15 protein-coding genes, 2 pseudogenes and 1 CRISPR repeat array are annotated in these 23,770 nt (G+C 64.5%); of the genes and pseudogenes, 7 read left to right on the forward strand and 10 right to left on the reverse strand.

The window, feature by feature from the left end; translation table 11 throughout:
- Positions 1-156: 156 nt before the first annotated feature.
- Positions 157-492, forward strand: coding sequence for an IS66 family insertion sequence element accessory protein TnpB (gene tnpB, locus DFQ15_RS06735; protein WP_110465239.1), 336 nt, complete (start codon positions 157-159; stop codon positions 490-492).
- 183 nt (positions 493-675) lie between these two features.
- On the opposite strand, the pseudogene DFQ15_RS06740 reads toward tnpB, so the two are convergent.
- Positions 676-1,011, reverse strand: a pseudogene (locus DFQ15_RS06740) (ATP-binding protein); the annotation flags it as partial.
- Between the two features lie 36 nt (positions 1,012-1,047).
- On the opposite strand from DFQ15_RS06740, the pseudogene DFQ15_RS18190 reads away from it, so the two are divergent.
- Positions 1,048-1,521 (forward strand): annotated as a pseudogene (locus DFQ15_RS18190) (IS66 family transposase); the annotation flags it as partial.
- 86 nt (positions 1,522-1,607) lie between these two features.
- Positions 1,608-5,357: direct repeats of the CRISPR family, unit length 29 nt; unit sequence GGGCCTATCCCCGCTCACGCGGGGCAACC.
- 55 nt (positions 5,358-5,412) lie between these two features.
- Here the strand turns inward: DFQ15_RS18190 and cas2e are convergent.
- From cas2e to metH, 9 genes are all read right to left on the reverse strand, one after another.
- Positions 5,413-5,730 (reverse strand): type I-E CRISPR-associated endoribonuclease Cas2e, encoded by a 318-nt coding sequence (gene cas2e / locus DFQ15_RS06755; protein WP_110465240.1) that lies wholly within the window; start codon positions 5,728-5,730, stop codon positions 5,413-5,415.
- Positions 5,702-6,595, reverse strand: a complete 894-nt coding sequence (gene cas1e, locus DFQ15_RS06760; RefSeq protein ID WP_110465241.1) for a type I-E CRISPR-associated endonuclease Cas1e — start codon at positions 6,593-6,595, stop codon at positions 5,702-5,704. The genes cas2e and cas1e overlap by 29 nt, the downstream gene beginning before the upstream one ends.
- 9 nt (positions 6,596-6,604) lie before the next feature.
- Complete coding sequence (gene cas6e, locus DFQ15_RS06765; protein WP_110465242.1) at positions 6,605-7,372, reverse strand: type I-E CRISPR-associated protein Cas6/Cse3/CasE; 768 nt, start codon at positions 7,370-7,372, stop codon at positions 6,605-6,607.
- Entirely contained in the window at positions 7,369-8,109 is a 741-nt protein-coding gene (cas5e, locus tag DFQ15_RS06770; protein WP_110465274.1) for a type I-E CRISPR-associated protein Cas5/CasD, read from the reverse strand. Before cas5e ends, cas6e begins: the two co-directional genes overlap by 4 nt.
- 2 nt (positions 8,110-8,111) lie before the next feature.
- A complete protein-coding gene (cas7e, locus tag DFQ15_RS06775) occupies positions 8,112-9,293 on the reverse strand; it encodes a type I-E CRISPR-associated protein Cas7/Cse4/CasC (protein WP_110465243.1) in 1,182 nt (393 codons plus the stop codon).
- A 29-nt stretch (positions 9,294-9,322) separates the two neighbouring features.
- A complete protein-coding gene (gene casB, locus DFQ15_RS06780; RefSeq protein WP_199399827.1) occupies positions 9,323-9,874 on the reverse strand; it encodes a type I-E CRISPR-associated protein Cse2/CasB in 552 nt (183 codons plus the stop codon).
- A complete protein-coding gene (locus tag DFQ15_RS06785; RefSeq protein WP_110465245.1) occupies positions 9,867-11,489 on the reverse strand; it encodes a type I-E CRISPR-associated protein Cse1/CasA in 1,623 nt (540 codons plus the stop codon). The genes casB and DFQ15_RS06785 overlap by 8 nt, the downstream gene beginning before the upstream one ends.
- Positions 11,479-14,211 carry a CRISPR-associated helicase Cas3' gene (cas3, locus tag DFQ15_RS06790; protein ID WP_110465246.1) on the reverse strand — a complete coding sequence of 911 codons (2,733 nt, stop codon included), beginning with the start codon at positions 14,209-14,211 and terminating at the stop codon, positions 11,479-11,481. The genes DFQ15_RS06785 and cas3 overlap by 11 nt, the downstream gene beginning before the upstream one ends.
- 86 nt (positions 14,212-14,297) lie before the next feature.
- Positions 14,298-17,012 carry a methionine synthase gene (gene metH / locus DFQ15_RS06795; protein ID WP_110465247.1) on the reverse strand — a complete coding sequence of 905 codons (2,715 nt, stop codon included), beginning with the start codon at positions 17,010-17,012 and terminating at the stop codon, positions 14,298-14,300.
- A gap of 78 nt (positions 17,013-17,090) precedes the next feature.
- Between metH and DFQ15_RS06800 the strand changes: the two genes are divergently transcribed.
- The 5 genes from DFQ15_RS06800 to DFQ15_RS06820 all read left to right on the forward strand — a co-directional run bounded on the left by DFQ15_RS06800 (position 17,091) and on the right by DFQ15_RS06820 (position 23,721).
- Positions 17,091-17,774 carry a TnsA endonuclease N-terminal domain-containing protein gene (locus DFQ15_RS06800; protein WP_110465248.1) on the forward strand — a complete coding sequence of 228 codons (684 nt, stop codon included), beginning with the start codon at positions 17,091-17,093 and terminating at the stop codon, positions 17,772-17,774.
- A gap of 4 nt (positions 17,775-17,778) precedes the next feature.
- The gene (locus tag DFQ15_RS06805; protein ID WP_110465249.1) at positions 17,779-19,623 is read left to right on the forward strand and encodes a DNA-binding domain-containing protein; all 1,845 of its coding nucleotides are present in this window, start codon (positions 17,779-17,781) and stop codon (positions 19,621-19,623) included.
- A complete protein-coding gene (locus tag DFQ15_RS06810) occupies positions 19,620-20,513 on the forward strand; it encodes a TniB family NTP-binding protein (protein ID WP_110465250.1) in 894 nt (297 codons plus the stop codon). Before DFQ15_RS06805 ends, DFQ15_RS06810 begins: the two co-directional genes overlap by 4 nt.
- A gap of 10 nt (positions 20,514-20,523) precedes the next feature.
- Positions 20,524-22,023: a TniQ family protein gene (locus DFQ15_RS06815; RefSeq protein WP_259292628.1), complete on the forward strand. Its 1,500-nt coding sequence runs from the start codon at positions 20,524-20,526 to the stop codon at positions 22,021-22,023.
- Between the two features lie 852 nt (positions 22,024-22,875).
- Positions 22,876-23,721 carry a metallophosphoesterase gene (locus DFQ15_RS06820; RefSeq protein WP_259292627.1) on the forward strand — a complete coding sequence of 282 codons (846 nt, stop codon included), beginning with the start codon at positions 22,876-22,878 and terminating at the stop codon, positions 23,719-23,721.
- The last annotated feature ends 49 nt before the right edge of the window (positions 23,722-23,770 follow it).

The raw sequence follows: 23,770 nt of genomic DNA on the forward strand, positions 1-23,770 counted from the left end.
CATCCTTCATCACTCACGCTCGCGCCTTCGCCGACAGTCCAGGCACCAGCCGAAGACTTGGTCGTCGAACTTCACTCGGGGTGGTCTGGCCATCGAGGTGGCCTGGCCCGTGTCGGCGCCACCCGCGTGCAAAGCCTGGCTGCGCGAACTGCTCCGGTGATACGTATCGACGCCGTCTGGCTGGCCGCCGAACCCCTCGACATGCGCTGTGGGACCGACACCGCGCTGGTCCGTGTCATTCAGGTCTTCGAGTCCGCCGAGCCGCACCATGCTTACCTCTTCGCCAATCGACGTGCCACCCGGATGAAGTTTCTGGTGCACGACGGCATCGGCGTCTGGCTGTGCGCTCGCCGCTTGCAGCAAGGCCGCTTCAGCTGGATGTCGAGCATCCTCGGAACACAGGCCGGACTGAGCCGTGAGCAGCTTGATGCGCTGGTGCTCGGACTGCCGTGGCAGCGCCTGGGCGAACACGGCTGCATCACTCCGGCCTGAGCCAAATACGCCACCCGGTCCGCCTGTTCAGTTGGGGCGTGTGCCAGTATGTCAACGCCGATTTAAATCTGACCCACCTTCCGTCGGATCGCCGAAGTAAATCTGACCCACCCAGGGTCTGCTTCCTCGCGCTGCTCGGCTGCGCAGGGCGAAACCCGTAGCAGCCGAGCAGCGCGGCGCCGGTCATGCCGCCGCCGTCACCCTCCTGGCCGTCTGTCCGGCCTTGCGCTTGTCCTTCAACCGGTAGCTCTCGCCGCTGATCTGCACGATGTGGGCGTGGTGCAGGAGCCGGTCGAACATCGCCGCGGTGAGCGTCTGGTCGTCGGCGAAGGCGCTGTGCCACTGCGTGAACGGCAGATTGCTGGTGAACACCATCGAGCCGCGTTCGTAGCGCCTGGCCACGACGTTGAAGAACAGATTGGCCTCGTCCGGCCCGAAGGGCAGGTAGCCGATCTCGTCGACCACCAGCAGCTTCGGCCCGCGCACCGCGCGATTGGAGTAATCCCTGAGCCGGTTCTGGGCTGCGCAGCCCATGCACGGCGCAAGTTCTTCGAGCTGCATGCGAACACCGGAAGTGCGGTGGCCGAGCAGGCCCTGAGGTTCTTCGGCGAACTCTACGAGATCGAGCGCGAAGCGCGGACCCTGGATACGAGCCAGAGACTGCGGCTGCGACAAGAAAAGGCGCACCCGCTGGCGGATTCGCTGCACGCCTGGATGCTCGCGCAACGTCTGCGCGCGACGGACGCAACAGGTCTGGCGCGCGCACTGGACTACAGCCTCAAGCGATGGGCTGCGCTAACGCGCTACATCGACGACGGGCAGCTCCCGATCGACAACAACTGGGTCGAGAACCAGATCGCACTCGGGCGTTCGAACTGGCTGTTCGCGGGCTCACTGCGCGCGGGTCAACGCGCCGCGGCCGTGATGAGCTCGATCCAGTCGGCCAAGCTCAAGGGGCTCGACCCGCATGCGTATCTGAAGGATGTGCTGCAGCGCTTGCCGACGCACAAGGTGCGCTTCGTCGCTGAACTGCTGCCGCACCGGTGGCAGCCTCTGCCATCAGCTCACTGCGGCGCGCTGCGTCAAGGGCGTGTTCGTCGGACGCTTACGAAGAACGGCCTATCCCCGCTCACGCGGGGCAACCGCGGCGTGCAGGGCCTACGTCGATCACCGGCCGGGCCTATCCCCGCTCACGCGGGGCAACCCGGGCGTGTCGCAGCCGACTTCGGCATAGCCGGGGCCTATCCCCTCTCACGCGGGGCAACCTCATCGAGTGGGCCGGATTCTTCCGCCTCGACGGGCCTATCCCCGCTCACGCGGGGCAACCCAGGTGGACTGCTTTGGCGCTGGCTGGAGCGGCGGCCTATCCCCGCTCACGCGGGGCAACCTAGGCGCAAATTCGGCGGCAAGGACCTCACCAGGGCCTATCCCCGCTCACGCGGGGCAACCGGACGTGTTCTTCCACTCGACGGCGTGGGCTACGGCCTATCCCCGCTCACGCGGGGCAACCTTCTGCTTGGTGCTGATCCCGCTGCTCATCTGGGGCCTATCCCCGCTCACGCGGGGCAACCGTCAGCACGACGGAACAGGATACGGCTCTGCAGGGCCTATCCCCGCTCACGCGGGGCAACCCTTCGGCGATGGGGGAATTCATGCTGCAGATACGGCCTATCCCCGCTCACGCGGGGCAACCTAGGCAGCCGTCGATCGGAGCTCGAAAGAGTCGGGCCTATCCCCGCTCACGCGGGGCAACCTTTTGGGGTGGTACACACGCCGTCTTCCATGACGGCCTATCCCCGCTCACGCGGGGCAACCTTACTTAGCCGCTAATTACTGGCCCCATGCTGGGGCCTATCCCCGCTCACGCGGGGCAACCTCGCACTCGGCCTTGAACGGAAAAGACAAATGCGGCCTATCCCCGCTCACGCGGGGCAACCTGGCCCTGGTAGGTGTAGGTCTGGCCGCGGCGGGGCCTATCCCCGCTCACGCGGGGCAACCCTTGATGTCGTCCAGGTGGGCTTCGATAGCCTGGGCCTATCCCCGCTCACGCGGGGCAACCTTAGCCCATTCAAACATACCGGGATATTCTTTGGGCCTATCCCCGCTCACGCGGGGCAACCTGAAAGGTGCGGCTATTGGCGGGGCCGTTATAGGGCCTATCCCCGCTCACGCGGGGCAACCGCGCTGGGGTACCAGCCCAACGGCGCGTACGAGGGCCTATCCCCGCTCACGCGGGGCAACCACTTTGGGACACGCACACCGCATCGCACTGCAGGGCCTATCCCCGCTCACGCGGGGCAACCGGACTACGGGGCCTTGATCCGCTGAGCGGGCGGGGCCTATCCCCGCTCACGCGGGGCAACCTCCTAGTAGCGATCGCTGCCGAGGTTGTTGTAGGGCCTATCCCCGCTCACGCGGGGCAACCGCAACGCCGGCGCTCATGAGGCTCTGGCCGAGGGGCCTATCCCCGCTCACGCGGGGCAACCAGGTGCCGGGGCCTGTGCGGGTGCTGTAGCCTGGGCCTATCCCCGCTCACGCGGGGCAACCACTTTAAAGACAATGTGATTTCTTCTAGTCCCGGGCCTATCCCCGCTCACGCGGGGCAACCCCACAGTCAGAGGTCTCCCGCACGCATTGCCAGGGCCTATCCCCGCTCACGCGGGGCAACCGCTGATCTGGGTCGCACTGCTCGCGCTGGCTGGGGCCTATCCCCGCTCACGCGGGGCAACCGCCATCTGGGGCCTCAAGAAGCTTGCCGTGAAGGGCCTATCCCCGCTCACGCGGGGCAACCCAATTGATACGGATGATGATTACCTATTGTTAGGGCCTATCCCCGCTCACGCGGGGCAACCACGCTTTTCTACTTGCTGAGGAGTCAACGCCTGGGCCTATCCCCGCTCACGCGGGGCAACCCCTATCCACGATAAACCCGGCGAAGACGAAACGGGCCTATCCCCGCTCACGCGGGGCAACCGTGCGCAGCTGGTCTAAACGTTCGTCCGCAGGGGGCCTATCCCCGCTCACGCGGGGCAACCGGGCCTTAGCGGTTTGTCTGTTACCGGTATTGGGGCCTATCCCCGCTCACGCGGGGCAACCGCTGGTCGCCGCCCCTTCTTCATCTCGACCAAGGGCCTATCCCCGCTCACGCGGGGCAACCCCCGGCCAATCCGGTGCCGGCATGGTCCCCATGGGCCTATCCCCGCTCACGCGGGGCAACCGGCGGCCTGTTCGGCTTCACCGAGCGCCACAAGGGCCTATCCCCGCTCACGCGGGGCAACCGGAAAGGCCCTGGCCGGTGGCGCAGCGGCGGTGGGCCTATCCCCGCTCACGCGGGGCAACCGAATGGGAAAAGACCGCAACGCAAGCCGCTAAGGGCCTATCCCCGCTCACGCGGGGCAACCAAGCCTTAGATGTATCTACGGGAGTATTAAACGGGCCTATCCCCGCTCACGCGGGGCAACCGTGGCGTAGGCACCTTGGCTGATAGCTCCATCGGGCCTATCCCCGCTCACGCGGGGCAACCGCACAAGCAACCAAAAAGTACCTTCAGCAGATGGGCCTATCCCCGCTCACGCGGGGCAACCGGGAATTATTCCCCGCAATTTCGTGCCGAAGAGGGCCTATCCCCGCTCACGCGGGGCAACCCTCCTGACGCACTCCTCCCACGTCTGGGATGCGGGCCTATCCCCGCTCACGCGGGGCAACCCGGAAATTCTGGGTGATCAGCAGCACGTCAACGGGCCTATCCCCGCTCACGCGGGGCAACCCGTCACGGATACTTGGATCATTGTTAACTCCGGGGCCTATCCCCGCTCACGCGGGGCAACCTCGCCCCGGTAGGTCAGGGTGACCATCACCATGGGCCTATCCCCGCTCACGCGGGGCAACCCGGTAGGCAGTCCCTCGGCAGGCGGATTCGGACGGCCTATCCCCGCTCACGCGGGGCAACCATCAGCACCGAGGAGCGCAAGTACAAGCCGGAGGGCCTATCCCCGCTCACGCGGGGCAACCTTTGACGTAGGACCACCGTGCTACGTCTGGACGGGCCTATCCCCGCTCACGCGGGGCAACCGCGCGTGCATTCCCGCGCCGCTTTCGCGGACGCGGCCTATCCCCGCTCACGCGGGGCAACCCAGCGGCTGGGCTTGTCTCAGTCTCAACAAGTGGGCCTATCCCCGCTCACGCGGGGCAACCTTTGACGTAGGACCACCGTGCTACGTCTGGACGGGCCTATCCCCGCTCACGCGGGGCAACCGCGCGTGCATTCCCGCGCCGCTTTCGCGGACGCGGCCTATCCCCGCTCACGCGGGGCAACCCAGCGGCTGGGCTTGTCTCAGTCTCAACAAGTGGGCCTATCCCCGCTCACGCGGGGCAACCCCGCTGCCAGTCGGTCCACTGGCAAAGGAAAAAGGCCTATCCCCGCTCACGCGGGGCAACCCCTGAGCTGTACAAGCAGCAGTATCCGGAGGGGGGCCTATCCCCGCTCACGCGGGGCAACCGCGGCAGAAGCCGAACAGACCAAATCCGATAAGGGCCTATCCCCGCTCACGCGGGGCAACCCATTGATCGATACTGCACCCAATCCCGTATTGGGGCCTATCCCCGCTCACGCGGGGCAACCGCAAACCGGCGAATCTATCTTTCTTGAAAGAAGGGCCTATCCCCGCTCACGCGGGGCAACCTGCATGCAAAGCCTACATCCCTTCAAGCGACGGGGCCTATCCCCGCTCACGCGGGGCAACCATGCTTTCTGCTATCGATCCTGATTTTCGGGAGGGCCTATCCCCGCTCACGCGGGGCAACCGGTCTGCCTGTCTTCGGTGCGACTGACCTTGTCGGCCTATCCCCGCTCACGCGGGGCAACCCCTCCTATGTAACATCAAGCCCCGTAAGGAGAAAGCACCAATTGCATTCAAAATTTTAAGGAGTGCTTTTGCATGATAGTCCACGTCGTCTGACCAACCACATGCCATCAGCCTCCACCAATTCCCTTGGCGGATTGCCCAAGTTTGCGACTCCCACGCCACCCACGGCGTTCAGGTCACGCCAGATCATGACCAGACTGCCCTGCGGTTCGCATCCGTGCCAATCGCTCATAACATCCCAAACGCGGCTACGCACGCCGGGATTCATTCTTGGAGAAACGAACACGTTGGGCGCTGCCTCCAGCATCACCGAAGACAAAAAACCATGAAAACGATCTGGCACGTCACGGATCACGATCATCACCAACGCCATGGTTTAGCTCCTCCATCCGCAAAACCGCCTTGATACGGTCGATCATCCCGCCAATTACTTGCTGTTTGCGAAACGTAGTCGCAGCTTCGCGTCGCACCAGCCGGTCTATCGAGTCATTCACCTGTTCCGCACGCTTGGCCGAAGTGAAAGCGATCTGCAGGGTTACGGTGTCGCGGAACAAGTCCGCAATATCCAGGACAAAGGACTGTCCCGAGTCTTCGTGAATGAATCCCAGGGGCGGAAGTGCTGCTAATGACTGCACTGCAATAGCCGCAGCGGCCTGAACCGCCGTGGCCGCATGGTTGATGGCTTGGTTCGGAAGGTCCGTTGCATTGGGATTGGCGCGGTCGTAGTGGCGCCCCTTCCACTGAATGCCATGTTTTTCCGCCATAAGCTTGTAGAAATTCTTGACGCGCGATCCTTCGATGCCCCGCAGGGTGTCCAGGTCACGGTGCGGCAATACTTCGCCCAGGCGCAGCGCATACATGTGGCGTGCAACGCTGATACGTCGGCGGGGGTTGCCCCACAGTTCAGCTTGGCGCCGTGCAATATCGGACCGGTCTGGCAGAAGTGGAGGCGCCGTGTAGCTGCGCACGCCGTCCTCTCCTACGGCCGCCAGCAACGTGCCATGGCGTGCCAGCAGGCGCAGCGCATCATGTGTCACGCTGCTGCCCGGCCCGAGCAGGATCATCGACACCGCCTGGTGCGGAATCTGGTCGATGCCAGGCGTCAGGCTGTCGCGCCCGCGCAGAAAATGGAGACAGCCATCGATCACGCACAGCTCGCCGCGCGACAGCCACAGCAAGCCATGGCGGTCCGCGTGCGGGATGGGCGCCGTCTCCAATCCCAGCCGGCCTTTGAGCACCCTGCCCCCTCAGCCCGGCCGGCTCAGCAACAGCATGCCGAAGCCGAAGGAACGGTGCCGCCCAATGCCACGCGCCAGCAATTGCGCGAAGGCCGCGCAATCGCGCACGCGCAGGTGTCCCTTGAGCAACGCATCCGGTCCGTCGATCACGCGGCCACGCCGCGCCTCGGCGCCCGCTGCCTGGGTGCGCCGCACCACCTGCTGGCGTTGGTAGCCAGCAAGGTGGACATCGTCCAGCAGGTCGACTGCGCCCTGCCAGGCTTCGCGCACGTCACTCTCGGGCGGCGCCAGATGGTCGCGCAGCCATTGCACATATACCGCCTCGCGCAGCAAGGGCGCGCCCTGGGCCTGGTCCACGGCATGGAGGAAGGCATCGCGCTCGCCCTTGGCGGCGCGCACCGTGGGACGCAGCCGTACCTCGAAACCCAGCACCTGGCCTTGCGGCCACTGCGTTGGAAAAGGCCGCAGGCGGTAGCCATCGTGCTGGCCGTTGGCTCCCAGGCCCAGGGTCTGCGCGGCCAGAGGATCGGCCAGCGCCACCTGGATGCGCATGGCGTCTGCATCCAGCGCTGTGTAGGCCAGCAGACCCTGGCGCTCGTCCAGGTAGCGGAAAGGCTGCGGCGCAGCCTTGCCGAAGGCCGCGCGCAACAGGCCATGCAAAGCGTCGCCGAGGTCTGACGGCTGCCGTTCGTGCCGCGTGTGGTGGCGCGCCACCCACGCGGCCAGCAGACGCGCATCGGGCTGCGTGTGCAGCAGATGAAGCGATGGCGTGTTCATGCGGTCTGCCTTACTGGCAACAGCCCTTCTCGCACTGGCCGCCAGCCGCCGTGCAAGCCGCTGGTCCAGTTGCGCTCGTCGCACAGGTCGCTGCGGCGATCTAGCGGCAGGACGCCCTGGCCATCAGGCCACTGTGCATGCCAGCCCTCTCCGTGCGCCGGCAGCTGCTGGGACCATGCTTGTAGCGCACCCAGCACGTGCTGGGCCTCTTGCCAGCCTGCCACCAGGCGCCCGGACGGCAGGCAGGGCTTGCGGCCGATGAAGAGCGGGCGTGCCGGCCGGTCTAGCGCAGCGGCAACCTGTTGCAACGTCGGCGTTTCGTCGGCTTGCTCCAGTTGCAATACGACCCACGCGGTGAGTTCCGCGTGGTAGTGCCGGTAGCGCAGATGCGGCCCGGCGTAAGAGCCATCCCCGCCGCGCCGTTTCTCCGGCTGGCCCCACGTTGTCCAACCCTTGTCGTCCGCGCCCAGTTCGGCTGTCTGGAAGTCCATGAGCCGCTGCGCCTGCGCCGCGCCGCCGCGCAGCGCCATGGGCTCCAACACCGTACCCATGCGCAGGCGCTGCTGCAAGCGGTTATGCAAGGCGTCCTGTCCACGGTCCCAGCCCAGCGCATTGGCGATGAGCCCCGTCAGCATGGACAACGCCGGAAAGTCACGGATGACGCCCTGGTTGTCGATGGTCTCGCCACCGAAGGCGATCAGCGGCGATGCCAGGCGCAACACCAGATGACGCACCATGCTCAGGCCTCCGCGCGCGTGACTGCGGTCTGCGCCCATTCGGCCAGCGCCGTCAACGGCAGGCGCTCGGCCCCCGGCACCTGCACGTCGTCCACCGCCAGGTAGCGGCGCGACAGCGGCGCACCGCAGGCTGCGTCCATCTGCGCGATTTCATCCGCAAGGCGCTGAACAGCCGCCTTGCGCAGGGCGGGCTGGTCGGATGGCAGCGCGTTCTGGAATGCACCGGCCAGGCTGCGGGGCTGCCAGTCGCCAGCTTCCACCAGCATGAACTTGGCCCAGGCGAAGGGCGCGGTGGAGCCACGCTTGGCGCCCGGGCTCACGGTGGCCACCAGATGCAGCAGGTGCTGCACCACCCGGCCGGCCAGGGCGCGCTGTTCCGGAGTGGCCTTGCTCCAGTCCTGGATAGACACCCCTTCGAGGTTGGCGACGAGTTGCGGCACATCGACGACTAGGTAGCCGTAGTACAGGCCGCTGGCCAGTTCGGTGTCGAAGATGCCGGCCGAGCCGGTCTCGCCCGCCTCCTGGAGCAGGTCGTCCACCACGGTGAAATAGTCGTTCTCCACCTGGGCTTCGTGTACGGTGAAGGCATGGGCCACGTAGATGGCTGCATCTCGGCTGGCCAGCACGTCGGAGGTGACCATGCGGCCGAACATCGCAGACTCCAGCCCGCTGCCCAGGCGCAGGGCTTCGATGTTCTTCTTCTCTTCCTTGTTGAGGAAGCCGGCAATGGCCGCCTTGAGCGCCTTCTCTTCGCTGTGTTCTGCGGCCAGCGCGGCACACCGCTGCACGAGGTACTCGATCTCTGCATGGCCCAGCAGCACGGCCTGGCCCGTCTCCAGCGCATCCTTTCCTTTGCGGTCCTTGGCCTTGTCGACCAGGCCCGCCGCGCGCAGGCCTTCCACGGCGAACTGCGCCAGCGGCTCGGCCACGCCGGCCTGTACCAACTTGTCGCGGATCAGGCGCGGGGTCTCGCGTGAGCGCACGGCCATCGGTACCTCCAACCGGCTCAGCGCAAACGCGTCGTCGGCCACGCGCCAATGGCGCTTGAGGCATTGTGAAGAAATGCGCGTGCGCACCTTATCGCCATACGGCAGGCGCTTTGCCAAGCCGGCATCGTCGCGGTTGAGCAGCGCCGCGGGGTAGTTGTGCAGCGTATGGATTTGCAGGAAACGGGGCAGTGTCATGGTTTCTCCTGGAGTCGATGGGTAGGTGTTCAAGCCTTGCTCGCGAGAGCGGAAAAGTAGGGACCGGCGATGCGCATGCGCAGTTGCTCGGCCCGCTGAAAGTCGTGGTGTGCGCTGCTGTCTTCCTTGAGTACCAGTTCTCCGAGCTCGAACCAGTTGGGCTGCACGCCCTTGGAAGCCAGCAACCGCAGCACGCGTGGCAGCAGTTGGCGAAAGGCCTCGCCGCGGGCCGTGAGCAGTTTGGTGACGCGCGACTCGGCCACGTCCGCCCGTGCCAGTTGCCGGCCGAGCCGGCCGCCCCCGTCGTGCCCCGCCAGCGCCATGCCGTGGGCGACGAGCGCCCAGCGCGGCCAGGTTTCGGGGCGCCAAGTCTCGGGTTGCAGGCCGGCCGAGAGCAGCGCACGCGAGAGTGCGGCGATCTCGTGCGGGCGCAGCGCGTCGGGGTCCATGCGCGCCAGCGCTGCGCGGTCGCCCGGCCCCGCGTTGCGCACATGCGCGGCCAGTGCGCCGTAGGGGCTGCCGCGTGCAGGGGATGTGTCGGTGGCGTCGGCCACGGAGGAATCTGGGATGGTCTCAGGCACGGTCGTGTCCTTGTGGTTCGGGCGCCGCGTCGCGGCGCTGTTGGGCGTAGTGCTGGGCAAGCTCCGGCAACACGGGCTTGGGGCCGCGCAGCGCGCAATGGAAGCGGCTCAGTGCCGCCGCGCGTGCCTTGTAGCGCTGCATGGCGCTGCGCGGACCGGCCTCGAAGGCTTGTTCCAGGACGCGTTCGGCGCGCTCGACCAAGCCCAACATCCATTGCACGCGCAGTGCGGCGGAATCTGCGTCTTCCGCTTCGGCCTCCCGCGCCAGGTCGTCGAAAAAGCGCACGTCCTCGCCCAGCTCGAAAGGCCGTGCGAAACGGCCTGCCTTGTCTTTGATACTGTCGTTGCGGTCGTCGCCATCACCGTTGGCTAACAGGATCACCAGCGAACTCCATAGCAGCTTGCGAAGGGCAGCGATGGCAGCGATGCGGTGCTTGGCCATTTCGGCGACCGCTACGCGCTGCGGCCCTGCGAGACGGCCGCGCAGCTTGGGCGAGATGGGAATACGTCGTTCGTGGTAACCCTCGGTCTTGCCCTGGCCGCGCACGGTCGCCTGGGCAACGAGTTGCAGGCTCGCGTCGCGCGGCCAGCCATCCAGGTGCCATGCGGCGCCCTGGGTGAAGCGTCCGCCCGTGAGCAGCTCGGCCATGAGCTTGTATTCGAAGCCCGCGCCCGAGACCGTGAGCGCCTTGCCGTCGGCCGTGTCGACCGGCGTCCAGGGGTCGCCGGTGACACCGTTGTTGCGGTCCTTGCCAGCGACGCGCGCTGTCTTGCTGCCTGTGACGCGCGCGCTCAGACGGTCGTCGTTGGCAGTCAAACGCACGCGCCGGCAGATTTCGATGTACAGCGGATCGAGCGAGGCCATGGCCAGCGAATCGCTCCCAGCCCAGGGCAGCAGCCACAGTAGAGCGTGGCCGGCGTTGGCCGCAAAGCCCTGTTGGTCGGCGATGGCATCGCGCTGGGCCAGCAGCGTCTGCACGTCCGCGCGCCAGCGCGCGCCCCAAGCGCCTAGCGGGGCAATACCCACGCCGGGGCGGCTGGCGAAACCGCCATTCATGCGCGAGATGCCATAGTTGCCGGCGCCCAGGAAACCCTCCTGCGTTTGCAGGCTGATCAGCGCGAACAGCCAGTCGTCCGGCTCGGCGCGGTAGGCGCGAGCGCCCTTGAGGTCGTGGTTCTTGGACGTGACCAGCATGTCCAGCTCATCGGCGGCATGCAGCACGTTCTTCCAGTCGTCCACGCGTTCGCCTGGCACGGGCGTCTGCAATAACGCCGGCCGCTCGGGCGGTGCAACCAGGCACCACGCCGCACCGTCCGCATCGTCCGGCGTCAGCGCCAGCAAGGCGGCCTCCCAGTCCACGGCGTTTGCCCAAGGTTCGGCCTGGCCTGCCCGGTGCAAGGCGACGGCGGCCAGCTGCGCGAGGAAGGCGTGCCACGGATGGCGCTGGTGCGGCCGCAGGGCGGGGAAGTCGCGCACCGTGTCGGTCGCCAGGGCGGCCAGCAAGGTGGGCGGGCTGCTGCGGTGCAAATCTCCATGCGCCACGCAGCGCCAGCGGATCAGGGCTTCGTCGAGCAGGTTCCAGCGCAGGCCGGGGGACGGCGTGTCATGCGGCATCGTGAGCACTCTCCTTGGTTGTGGATGGAAGACGCTCCACGCCTAGCCGGGTGTAGCGGTAATGCGCCGATCCCAGCCCGAACGTGAAGCCGGTGACATCCGGCAGAGCCGATACTTGGGAGGCTTGAGCGTCTGGCGCCAGGCCACGCGGCAGCAGATGATGCCGAATGGCCAACTGCGTGACGGCTTTCCCGAAAGGCCCCTGCTGCGGCGGATCGAAGACCACGATGCGGTCTGCCACGCCCAGCCGGCTGCCGATGCGGCCCTCGTTCTCCGGGAACCGCACATCGTCGAACGGCTGGTCGAAGGACAGCGCATGCAGATTTGCCACGGTCTTGGTAGCGGCCAGCGCCCCCTCGTAGTCGATTCCGAAGCGGACCCAGGCCTCGCCCAGCGCCTGCGTGATGGCGTCGAGCGCATCGGGGTGCGTGGCCTGCTCCACGAGCAGGCGGTTGTCGGCGGGAATGCTGCGTGTAGGCTGCGCCGTGATCAGGCGCCGCGTAGCTTCGACCACGCGTAGGTCCACGTAGACGCCGCCCATCGGTTCGCCCGGTTTGCGGATCGGTCCCAGGCCATGGCGCTGGCGCTGGAGCAAGGGCGAGAGGTCATTTCCGGGTGGAGTGAGTACCCAGACGCACGGCCGCTCGAAGCCCGCGGGCCGGTGGTCGTTCGGAGCTTCCCGGCTGGGCCGTTCGTGCCGGTGCAGTCGGCCCAGGCGTTGCAACAGCACGTCCATGGGGCACAGGTCCGTGATCAGCAGGTCGGCGTCGATGTCCAGGCTCTGTTCCAGGGTCTGCGTCCCGATGACGACCAAGCCACCGCGCGGGCGGCGCTGCTTGCCGACCTGGGCCTGCACCTCGGCGTCGAGCAGCGGCCGGTCCTGGCGGCTGAAGCGGCTGTGGTGCAGCGTGCTGGCGCCACCGTTATCGCCCACGCGGAACAGGCAGTCGAGGCCCTGGGCCGCGGCCAGCGCCTCGACCGCCTTCAAGGTGGCGACGGCCGCCGGCACGGTGTTGCGCACGACCAGCACGCGCGCGCCGGCAGCGGCGGCCTCGACGGCGCGCACGGCGATGGCATCGGGTGCGTCGATCTGGTCCCAGGTTTCCCAGTACACGGTTTTGTGGCGCGGGTTGCCTTCCACGGGCAACAGCGTCGGCCCACCGGCGGCGCGATGGCCGATGGCCGGATAGGGCAGGGCCTGGGCCTGTGCGAGGGGCGGTGGCACACTATCGGTGCGGCGGTTGCCACCGATGGACAGATAGCGCGAGCGCGCCGAGGCGCCCAACGTGGCCGACAGCAGCAGCGCCTGGCCACCGCAGGCCATATGGGCGCGCAGCAGATGCTCCAGCAAGCGCGTCATGTAGGCGTCCGAGGCGTGGACCTCGTCCACCACCAGGAGGCTGCGCGCCAGCATGGCCTGGCGCAGGTGCGCGTGCTTGATCTGCAAAGCGCCCAGCAGGGCCTGGTCCACGGTGCCGACCGCGATGGTGGCGGCCAGGTAGCGCTTGGGCGATTCTGCCGCCCAGCGGCGTTCGGCCTCGGCATCGCCGGGCGTGTCGGACCACAACACCTGAAAGTCGGGCAGTGCTTGGGGCGTCTCGCCATCGGCTGCGGTGTAGCCCGGCAGCGCGCGCACGGCCACCGGCGCATCGACTGGCCAAACCCGATGCACGAAGGCCTGCACACGCTCGTACAACTGCGAGGCGGCAACACGCGTGGGCAACGCAAAGTACAGCGCATCGACCTGTCCGGCCCGCCACAGATGCAGGAAGCGCCACAGTGCAGCCTCGGTCTTGCCGCTGCCGGTCTCGGCTTCCAGCACCACCACGGGGCCGAGGCTGTCGTCGGCCATGGCTGCCTGCATGGGACGCGGCGACGGTACGCCAAAGGCCTGCGCGAAGTCGCATGCCGTGGATGCCAGACGCACGGCGGCACCGCCCACGTCCAGCCCAACGGCGCGCAGCGCATGGCGTGCGCACTGGAGCGCGGTAGTGGCCCGGTCTTCGCCGGGCCGGGTATAAGGAAAGAAGCCGGGGCGCGTGTCCGAGCCCAGCCAATCGGCCAACTGCACGAGGCCGGCGAACAGGTGGGCGAAGACAGGTGCATCCGGCAAGTCGGGCGCCTTCGTGGCGAAGGCCTGCGGATACAGAACCTGGACGCGGGCGCCCATCGCGGCCACGGTCACGGCGGGGTCGTAGATGCATGCCACGCCGTCGCGCACGGGCTGCCAGATGGAAAACGTGGCCTCGTCGCCAACCGGCCGACCGTGGTGGCTGATGCTGGCGTGCAGAAGTGGCCTTACAGCGTCACCCCAGGTCTCCATGGCCTGCAGCGGCAAGCCCGCCGTCACTCGCGCCGCGCCATGCAAGCTTTGACCGAACAAGGCCCATCCCTGCGACCCATGGCCGCACTCGGCCACGGTCCATGCAGCAGGGCGCTCTGCACGCTCTCGCCAGTAGCGTACCTGGAAGCCCGCGTTGGCCTTGCCGATGTCGTGCAGGAAGGCGAGGACGGCCAGGCGAGCACGGTCAACATCTGACAGCGGGCGACCTGCCGCGCGTTCCAGCGCGCGCTGCACAGCGGGCAGATGCAGCACGGTCTCCAGCACCGCCGCCACGTCGGCCATGTGGTCCAACAGCGGATGCGTCGCTTCGACCGAACCATCGACCGCCCGTCCCAGTTTGCCCCACGCTATCCACTGCTCAGGTGGGCTTGTCTGCATAGATGTGCTCCCAACGAAGAACGGACCAAATGCTACTGGGCTGCGGCTATCGCTTCTTCTCGAGCCTTCGGGATGATTCGAAAGCGCTACAGATTTGGGGCCAGAAGCCTTTCCAGCAGCGCGGCGTCCATCCCGCGGCGGGCGGCCTGGTCCTGCAGCTGGTCTTCGCCGATCTTGCCGACGTTGAAGTAGGTGCTACCCGGGTGCGCCAGGTAGAAGCCGCTGACGCTGGCGGCCGGCGTCATCGCCAGCGAGTCGGTCAGGCCCATGCCTATGTCGTCGCAGCCGAGCGCGGCGAACATGTCGCGCTTGACGCTGTGGTCGGGGCAGGCCGGGTAGCCGGGCGCGGGGCGGATGCCGCGGTACTGCTCGGCGATCATGTCCTCGGCGCTCAGGGCTTCGCCGGCGGCGTAGCCCCACAGGTCCTTGCGGACCCGCTCGTGCAGGTACTCGGCGAAGGCCTCGGCCAGCCGGTCGGCCAGGGCCTTGAGCATGATGCCGGAGTAGTCGTCGAGGTCGTCGTGGAAGAACTTCTCCTTCTTCTCGACGCCGATGCCGGCGGTCACCGCGAACATGCCGACATAGTCCTGCAGCCCGCTCTCGCGCGGCGCGACGAAGTCGGCCAGGCAGCGGCTCGGCCGCATCGTGCCCTCGATCGCCTGCTTCTCCGTCTGCTGGCGCATGCCGTACCAGGTGAGCGCCGGCTCCAGCCGGTTCTCGTCGGTGTAGAGCACGATGTCGTCGATGCGCTCGGTGTTGGCCGGCCAGAAGCCGACGACCGCGTTGGCCTGCAGCCAGCGACCCTCGATCAGGCGCTTGAGCATCCGCTGGCCGTCTGTGTAGACGCGCACCGCCTCGGTCCCGACGATTTCGTCCTTCAGGATCGCGGGGAACGGGCCGGCCAGGTCCCAGGTCTGGAAGAACGGGCCCCAGTCGATGTACTTGGCCAGCTCGCTCAGGTCGAAGTTCTTGAACAGCCGGCGGCCGAGGAACTTGGGCACCGGCGGAGTGTAGGCGTCCCAGTCGACCGGCGTCTTGTTGGCGCGCGCCCTGGCTAGCGGCCACATCGGTGTCTGTTTGCGGTTGGCATGCTGCGCCCGCACTTTCTCGTAGTCGGCGTTGATCTCGTCGACGTACTGCGCGGCTTGATCGGAGAGCAGGCTCTGCGCCACGCCCACGCTGCGCGAGGCGTCGGGCACGTAGACGACGGGGCCTTCGTAATGCGGCGCGATCTTGACGGCCGTATGCACCCGGCTGGTGGTGGCGCCGCCGATCAACAGCGGAATCTTCTTGATGCGGAAGTGGTCGTCGCGCTGCATCTCGCCGGCCACGTACTGCATCTCCTCCAGGCTCGGCGTGATCAATCCCGAGAGGCCGACGATGTCGGCGCCCTCGACCTTGGCGCGCGCCAGGATCTCGTGGCAGGGCACCATGACGCCCATGTTCACCACCTCGAAGTTGTTGCACTGGAGCACGACGGTGACGATGTTCTTGCCGATGTCGTGCACGTCGCCCTTGACGGTGGCGATGACGATCTTGCCCTTGGTGCGCACGTCGCGGCCGGCGGCCTCGTCGCGCAGCTTTTCTTCCTCGATGTAGGGCAGCAGGTGGGCCACCGCCTGCTTCATCACCCGGGCCGACTTGACCACCTGAGGCAGGAACATCTTGCCCGCGCCGAACAGGTCGCCGACGACGTTCATGCCGTCCATCAGCGGACCTTCGATCACATGCAGCGGACGGCCGCCGGTGGCGAGAATCTCGCGGTAGGCCTCCTCGGTGTCGTCGACGATGAAGTCGGTGATGCCGTGCACCATGGCGTGCGCCAGGCGCTGGCCCACCGCCACCGGCGCCTCGGGCGTGCCGCGCCATTCGAGCTTCCTGCTCTCGTCCTTGGCGCCGCTCTTGGCGGTCTCGGCGATCTCGACCAGGCGCTCGCCGGCGTCGGGCCGGCGGTTGAGCACCACGTCCTCCACCCGCTCGCGCAGGACCGGCTCCAGGTCGTCGTAGACGCCCACCATGCCGGCGTTGACGATGCCCATGTCCATGCCCGCCTTGATCGCGTGGTACAGGAACACGGTGTGGATGGCCTCGCGCACCGGGTCGTTGCCGCGAAACGAGAAGCTGACGTTCGAGACGCCGCCCGAGATCTTCGCGCCCGGCAGGTGCTGCTTGATCCAGCGCACCGCCTCGATGAAATCGACCGCGTAGTTGTTGTGCTCCTCGATGCCCGTCGCCACCGCGAAGATGTTGGGGTCGAAGACGATGTCCTCGGGCGGGAAGCCCACCTCGTCGACCAGCACCCGGTAGGCGCGCTCGCAGATCTCGATCTTGCGGGCGAAGGTGTCGGCCTGGCCGGCCTCGTCGAAGGCCATCACCACCGCCGCCGCGCCGTAGCGCCGCACCAGCCGCGCCTCGTGCTTGAACTTCTCGACGCCCTCCTTCATGCTGATCGAGTTGACGATGCCCTTGCCCTGGATGCAGCGCAGGCCGGCCTCGATCACTTCCCACTTGGAGCTGTCGACCATGATCGGCACCCGGGCGATGTCGGGCTCGGACGCGATCAGGTTCAGGAAGCGCACCATGGCCGCCTTGCTGTCGAGCATCGCCTCGTCCATGTTGATGTCGATCACCTGGGCGCCGTTCTCGACCTGCTGCCTTGCGACCGACAGCGCCTGGTCGTACTCGCCGTTGAGGATCATCCGGGCGAAGGCCTTCGAGCCGGTGACGTTGGTGCGCTCGCCCACGTTGACGAACAGCGTGCCGTCGCCGATCACCACCGGCTCCAGGCCGGAGAGTTTCATCGGGGGCGCGGCGGCAGAGGCGCAACCGGAGGCGGCGGGAACTGCTAAAAGTCTAAATCTTTGCGAATATGCGCCCCAATGTTCACATTGAATACGATTAAGAAGTCTCAACTGGTCTCCGGCCCTGTGCGCGAGATCGGGGTTCAGGTCCGCAGCATCACCGGCACCATGCCGAATGGCAACCGGTATGAATCCGCATTGGAGCGAGATTTCATGCTGCTGATGGACTTTGACCTGGCTGTGGATGTCTACACGCCTCAGCCGCTCACGATTCGATACCAAGATCGCGATGGAGATTGGCATCGCTACACACCGGATGGCCTGGTCGAGTGGCGCAAGGACCTCAAGCCTCATGACCCTCGCCCTCTGTTGGTCGAGATCAAGTACAGGGAGGCATTCCAAGGCGAGTGGCGCGTATGGCGGGAGCGCATGCGGGCGGCGCGTCGGTATGCAGAAGAGCGCGGTTGGCAGTTCCTGGTGATCACGGAGCGAGACATTCGGAACCCATTCTTGGATAACGTTCGATTTCTCCTGCCCTACAGACGCCGCCCAGGGCCAGTGCAAACAGATCAATGGGTTCTGGACAAGCTCACCGAACTGATCGAGTCGACGCCTCAAGAGCTGATCGAATCACTGTACCAAGACAAATGGAATCGAGCCGCTCTGATACCTGTGGTTTGGTGCCTCCTTGCCGAGCGACGAATCGGATGCGATTTGACCCAACCGTTGACGATGCAATCGACCTTGTGGACCTTGAGGTAACGCTATGAGCCGACTGATCCCTGGCTCCCCCGTTGTCTGGAAGGACCGCAGCTGGATTCTTCTTGACATCCCTGCTGTCGACCGTGTCTTGATTCGCGATCCGGAAACCGGTCATATGGAACTGGCGTCTCCGACTGACCTTAGAACGACGCAGGTGCCAAACGCGGGTCGCCATGGACTGATGAGCATCCCGACCGAGGACTGGAATGAGGCCTGGAACAGGTTTCAAGCGATCCGCCCCTTGCTCGACCGCGGCCCGCGGCAGCGCACGCGTCAGGAAGTAGATGAAGTCGCCAAGAACTTTGGCAAAGACACCGCGACCGTCTATCGATGGATCACCAAATGGAAGGAGAGTAGGACCGTCTCCGCACTCATACGCAGTGGACGCAGCGACAACGGCAAATCTCGTCTCTCAGATGCGGTCGAAGTGATCATTCGACACGAGATCGATACCTTCTATCTGGGGAAGGAGCGGCCGACCATCGTGGAGCTGTGGGAACGCGTCGCGATGGCGTGTCGGAAACAAGGACTCAAAGCGCCCAACATGTCGACTATGCGCCGGCGTGTAGATCGTCTGCAGGACCGCTTGGTTGTAGCCAAGCGCTACAGCAGCAAGCAGGCGCGTGAGATCTACGAGCCCATCCGGGGATCGTTCCCTGGTGCCGATGTGCCACTGGCGGTCTATCAAATCGACCACTCGCCGATCGACATCATCCTGGTCGACGAGAAGCATCGGCGCCCGATCGGACGGGGATACCTCACCATCGTGACGGACAGCTGCACTCGCATGTTGACCGGCTTCTGTGCTTCGCTTGACCCCCCAGGCGCGCTGTCCACAGGTTTGGCCATGGCTCACGCGATCCTTCCAAAAGCGAAATGGCTGGCAGAACGCGGCATCGATACGAGCTGGCCGATCAACGGCATTCCTGCCAAGGTCTTCGCGGACAACGCCGCCGAGTTCCGCGGCACCATGCTTGAGCGTGCGTGCCGTGAGTATGGAATCCTGATGGAGAACAGGCCGAAGGGCCAGCCGAACTACGGCGGCCACGTCGAACGGCTTTTCCGAACTTTCATGCACCGTGCGCAAAGCCTGCCTGGCAGTACGTTTTCCAACACGCTCGAGCGCGGTGAATATGACTCCGATGGGCGCGCAGTGATGACGCTCGCCGAGTTCGAAAACTGGTTCACCGTCTTCGTCACCAAGGTCTATCACCAGCGGCCACATAGCGGCATCGGGCGAGTCCCACCCGTGAAACTGTTCGAACAGTTCGTTCTGGGTACAAGCACCACCAAGGGTATCGGATTGCCCGAGCCGATACACGACGAATACAAGCTACGACTGGACTTCATGCCGTTCGTCGAGCGCACGATCCAGGAATACGGGGTTGTCATCGACAACATCCACTACTACGGCGACGTGCTCCGGCCGTGGATTCATGGACGCGACCCACACAACGCCAAGCTCAAGCGGAAATTCGTCTTCGCGCGCGATCCGCGTGATATTGGTGAGATCTACTTTCTCGATCCCGAAACGGGCGCCTATTACCCGGTGCCTTACAGGAATCTCACGCGGCCACGCATCAGCGTTTGGGACTTGAACGCGGCACTCAAAAGAATCGCCGAGCAACCTGAGTTGCAGCCTGACGAAGACACTATCTTTGAGGGCTTGGCGGAGATGACGCGCATTGAACAAACCGCCTCGGAGACGTCTAGGAAGGTACGTAGAACAGCGCAAAGACGTGCCAATTGGCACGAGAGCACAGCCGCGCGCGAACCGCGACTGCCACCCACTGAGCCACCGTGGCAGCCGGATGTGCAGCCGTTTGATGACATCGAGGAGGCCGAATGAGTGCATCCGCCCATCTTTCAGAGAGTGCCGCGGCCAAGCTGCAGCTCTCCGATGCTGAACGGATTCAGCACATCAAGAAGGCGCGTTGGATCGGCTACGGTCGCGCCCGTGAAGTGATGACCAAGCTGGAGGACTTGCTCGTGCACCCTCCACAGCCGCGCATGCCGAACATGCTGATCGTTGGCGAGACGAACAACGGCAAGACGATGCTCGTAACGAAGTTTCGTGAGAAACATCCAGCCGAAGAGAACCCGAATGGTGAAGCGGTCAGCATTCCCGTTCTCTACATCCAGGCGCCCCCTGGGCCAGATGAAAGAGGCTTGTACAACGCCATCCTCAACCGTCTGTTCGAGGCCCCAGGCCGAAGCGAAGCGACGGATGCGAAGCGGGATCGTGTGGTTTCTATTTTGAGGCGGGTCAACTTGGGGATGATCATGGTCGACGAGGTGCAGCATCTACTCGCCGGCCCCTATGTCAAGCAGCGGAGCTGCCTCAATGTCTTGAAATATCTGGGCAACGAGTTGTGTGTGCCGTTGGTAGGCATCGGCACGGCGGAGGCGGTACGTGCTATTCAGACTGACCCGCAGCTGGCCAACAGATTCACACCCGAGATACTTCCCAAATGGGGAAAGGATGCCGAACTGGCGCGCTTGCTTGCGAGCTTCGAGCGAGTCCTGCCGTTGCGCGAGCCGTCTCAGCTCGCCACGCCGGCCTTGGCGGGCCGCATAGTCGATCTGACGAGCGGGACGATCGGTGAAATATCGACCTTGTTGAATGCTGCGGCAATACACGCGATCAGGAGTGGCGAAGAGCGCATCACCATTGAAACGATCGGAGCTTGCGACTACGTTGCTCCTACGACGCGAAAGCAAGCCGCCACCATGATGTGAGTGCGCAAGGGTGGCGACTTCGCTTTGGCCGGTTCACCCCCATCCCTTGCCGGACGAACTGCTGTCGTCCTGGATGATCCGATTGGCCCGAGGCAACGGCTTTAAGGTCCACAACTTTTGTGCGCAGTTCTTTGGTCGCGATCGCCAGATTTGGAATCGCGACATTGATCATCACGCCCCGCCTTGGTTGCTTGATGCCTTGGCCGCACGATCTGGCACGACGCCTGAACGGATCGTTCAGACGACCCTGCGGGCCTTTGAATCGTTCGCGTTCGAGCGCTTTAACGAGGTAGGCGTCACGCGTTGGATATTGCCGCTGGGGGTCTTTCACCGAACCCGTCGCGCCTATGGGCAGCAGTTCTGCCCTCTATGTCTTGCCAACGACCCGGAGCCCTATCTCCGAAGATCGTGGCGACTAGCACTGGTGGTCATTTGCACTCGTCATGGGGTGCTGCTGCAGGATCGATGTCCGGAGTGCGAGAGTCCGATGACGCCGCACCGTTCGGACATGGCGGCGCGTAGCGGAGTCCCTGAGAGGACCAACATGATGCGTTGCTACAAGTGTCGTTCGCGAGTAGATGCTGCGGTGAGAGATGCCGCGCCCGAAGACATTCAAATGCAGATGCAGATCGACGCAGTGTTGCGCGATGGTTTCATCGTGATGGAGTCGGGTCGTGATGTATATGCGCCGCTCTACTTCGATGGACTGCGCATGATCATGCGCGTGGCCGAATTGCCTCCCACAGTCCGTCACCGCAGCGGCTTTGAATTCACATCGATCGAACATCGATTGAAGCTTCTGCGAGCTGCAGTGGAGTTGACGGGCGATTGGCCAACACGGTTGCTGCGTCGCTGCTCAACGCTTTCGCATGCCTACACATCGGTTTCCGGCCAAGAACAGGGGCCTTATTGGCTGGACTCGGTGTTGCGATGGGAGGTGCTAAATCGGAGGGCGCTACTTTCGCAAGTCGAGGCTGAATCCATCGCTGCTGCGGCGCGGCGCCTAGATGCATTTGCTCCGTTGGGAGGGCTGACCAGACGCCTGTCAGGTCGAGACATCGCGCACTTGCTCCCAGCCTTGCCGCCAGTCACGAACGATTCGGCAGACATGTTGATCGCTTCTTTGGATCAGGAAATCTCGGTTGCGTCGACGAGGCGCCGTCTACTTCTTCTTCGAGACAAAGTGATGTTCATCGCGGCACGCTGCCTTTGCCTGAGTGTTCCTCAGATACTTGCGCTGAGTGTGGATGATCTGAATTCAATAGGCGGCGAAGAGTTCTCGTTCTGGGAGCGCATCGACACTCGCGATCGAGCGTGGGCGATGCTCCGTTGGTACTCGCGAAATGTGCGGCCGCTACTTGCCAGCGTTAGTACAAAAGCGCTGTTCACCACCGTCGAGGGCGGTCCTCTGAAGAGAAACGCCGTCGGCATGCGGTTTGTTCGTGCTGTGTCAGCCGCAGGCCTGGCTAGGGCAATTCCAGACTGGACCCGCTGGGTACGTGGCTCTTAGGTCGAAAGCTCAATGCAAGAGCGGCGCCGGGTGTGCTAGGCGTTCATCACTCTCAGGTAAGTCGGTGTGAAAGAGGAGTTTTTCGCACTATTTCTCCAAATGTGCAAAAACTGTGCAAATATTTAACGGTCAAACACGCGAAGGTCCCGGTTTCACCAGTGCAATCGGCCACCCTCCGCGCCCGTTTCGATGCACTACTCGAGGAATTGCCAGCTACTGCGTCGGTGTTCGAGCGCCTGTTTGACCTAATAGAAACATCAAAACAGAAAAAGGTCCGCGGCCGCAGAGAATATCGGTAACAGTGTTCCGCCCAACATTCCCGAAACAGCTGCAAAGCGCAGTGCAGCCTCGACTTCTACGACGAGGTACCCGCCATGGCTGATGGCATCAAGGGGATACGCTTGGTCTGATGGTGGAGCGTCGTTGCGGTTTGACCCCCCCTGTTCAGCCGCTCAAGCTGCCGGTAGGCTTCAGCATGATGGTTGTGCACCGGCCTCGTATGCGCGGACGGCAAGGATCTTGATCCTTCTGCGCGCTCATATGGAGCAAAGATCATCTGCCATGGCCACTCGAGGTCGCTAGCGAGCGTTCCGGCATTAGCAATGTTCATCACCAGCCGATCTTGCAGGGGGCGCTGATCGTTCTTCACCAGAAACGTTGCCTGCCACGCTTGAACGACGATCGCCACAAGCGTACGGTGCGCGTGACCCCTCTTGCATGGCTTGTCCCACACCTGATCCTCGCGCCAGACGGACACCACTGAGCCCTAGCTATCAGGGCAAAGCAAGTGGGGGCTGTTTTCAAGCACCAGCCATTGCGGCGACATCGACTCGTCGGTCTAAAGAGCCACATATGAACAGCCCAACTTTGAGACTTTTGGTTTTGTCGGACTTGCACTTGGACCACGACGCGGACCTGATCGTCCAGGGCGGGCCGCTCAACCAAGTCGGCGTCGATGTGGTCGTGCTGGCAGGAGACATCGATGAAGGCCTCAAAGGCCTGCGCTGGGCCCGCACGGCATTTCCCCACACCCCAATCGTCTACATCGCAGGAAACCACGAGTTCTACAAACGGGACTGGAGCAAGCATGTCCATGAGATGCGGAGCACGGCGCAGCAGCTTGGGATCCACTTTCTCGAGCGCGAAGCGGTTGAGATCGGCGGTGTGCGGTTCCTTGGATGTACGCTCTGGACCGACTTTGAAATCAATGGTCCAGGGGAGGCTCAGGCGTGCCGGCGCGAGGCGCAATACCGGCTCAACGACTACCAACAAATACGCTACTCGCGCACTTCGGAAGACGCAGAGTTCTACTGGCTGAAATCCAAAACGATCGTGCCTGCGATCACCGTGAGGCGTCATCGCCAAAGTGTTGAGTGGCTGGAGGCACAACTGGAGCAAAGCCATCCAGGCAATACGGTCGTCGTGACGCACCATGCTCCTCATCCAAATTCGATCCCGCCCAGCTACGTGGGGGATCCGCTGACACCAGCGTTTGTCTCGGACCTCGACCGGCTCATGGGCCGCTCAGCCTTCTGGATCCACGGCCATGTGCACGAAAGCTTTGACTACTATATTAGGGGCACAAGAGTGCTGTGCAATCCCCGGGGATATAGTTTTGACCGGCCTCGGCGCGGTGAGAACGATGCATTTTCCTTTTCGTTTATTGTCGATATAATTCCGCGAGACGTAGTTAATTAATATTTCTTGGGTTATTATGAAGTGCGCACATAGCAACAAGATGTCGAAG

Source organism: Xylophilus ampelinus, assembly GCF_003217575.1.
GTDB lineage: Bacteria > Pseudomonadota > Gammaproteobacteria > Burkholderiales > Burkholderiaceae_C > Xylophilus > Xylophilus ampelinus.